Source organism: Yoonia sp. R2-816 (genome assembly GCF_046762905.1).
Taxonomy (GTDB): Bacteria; Pseudomonadota; Alphaproteobacteria; order Rhodobacterales; family Rhodobacteraceae; genus Yoonia.
The window spans coordinates 1-1,237 of record NZ_JBKQXN010000184.1 but is presented as its reverse complement, the minus strand read 5'-3'; the positions used below and the strand labels follow the sequence as shown (position 1 = coordinate 1,237).

Below are 1,237 nucleotides of genomic sequence, written 5' to 3'. Positions count from 1 at the left end.
CTAGAGGCGTGTCTCACAAATGGTACCTGCTATTCCTACAAGCGTGACCCTAAGCAGCCATAGACGAAGTTGCAACGAATGTCCCCTTGGTCCCGCTGACCAGCCAATCCTGCCCGGAGATCGAATGGCCGGTTCGGGCTGGCACCAGTCAACCGACCAAAAGCGTCAGGTGTCTGCAGCGAGCCCAGGGTTCCGATTGCTGCAGGTTGCGCTGACGACGGCTTTGGTATGAACTCTGCTTTAAAATGCCAGCCTGGAACCAAATTCGAAGCTAGGAAATCAAAGATCGCCCCGGCATGCGCATGTCGACAGTCCGCGCAGGCGCGAGCCAAACCGTTCGTGTCATCTCAAGAGCACGTCCAAATACACGCTGGACCGAACATAGTCGGATGCATAGGCAGTGTGGTAGAGACCGATTCTAGATCGGCCTGGGACATGAGTCAGGCAGCCGACAGTCTAATCGCCAAGAACGCTGCATTTTTCTTTGAGTATGTTACACACGAGTGACCACGATCACTACAATGAAAATGGATTTCGTTTTTGGATTTCACGATTTATCGAAGCACTTCTTTGGTTGAGAAAGGTTCTGACGCGTATCATGATATTTTTTTCGCTGCACGCAGAAACAACGCGAGGGCAAACATTACCGGATATCTGCACTGCGAAGATGGTTGCTTTGTTCAATACATAGAAGGGACAACAGTCGCAGTTGATTTGGTCTTGGAAAAAATTTCGCAAGATATTCGCCACAAAGACCTTATCATTCTCGCATCCGGTCCTATCGGAACTCGTCGCTTCGGGCGGTGGGATATGGCATTGGTTGATCAAGAATTGGATTTGTTTAGAAATTGGAACAATAAGCAAGATTATGTTCCATTTGGACAAGCTCCTATCGAGACAATTCTTGCCTTTTTTTCCCACCACGATCAAACGAGTTAGACCTTCGGCCGCCGACCCTTCCTAGGCATGGAAACCACCCCGCGGCGAATTGCGCATTGGGGACCGCGGAGAGCAAGTTGATTGCCTTTGAGTGGCAGCGATTGAATGGCAACTTTGCCGGCTGAACGACTGGATGGATCGGAGACACAAATGTCCAGTTTGGGCTGGCACTAGTCAACCGACCAAAACTGTCAGATGACGGCAGAGAGCCCAGACTCACCGATGCTGCGCCTTGAACAAATGTCCGCTTCTCGGAGCTGCGGCTACAGACGCGCCAAAATCAAGGACAGTTTTGCAA

The 1,237-nt window shown here is 50.7% G+C and carries 1 protein-coding gene; it reads left to right on the top strand.

The features are described 5' to 3' along the window. Window positions 1-540: 540 nt before the first annotated feature. On the top strand, window positions 541-939 hold the full coding sequence (locus ACFWW2_RS09440; protein ID WP_393927771.1) for a BLUF domain-containing protein: 399 nt from the start codon (window positions 541-543) through the stop codon (window positions 937-939). Window positions 940-1,237 lie beyond the last annotated feature (298 nt).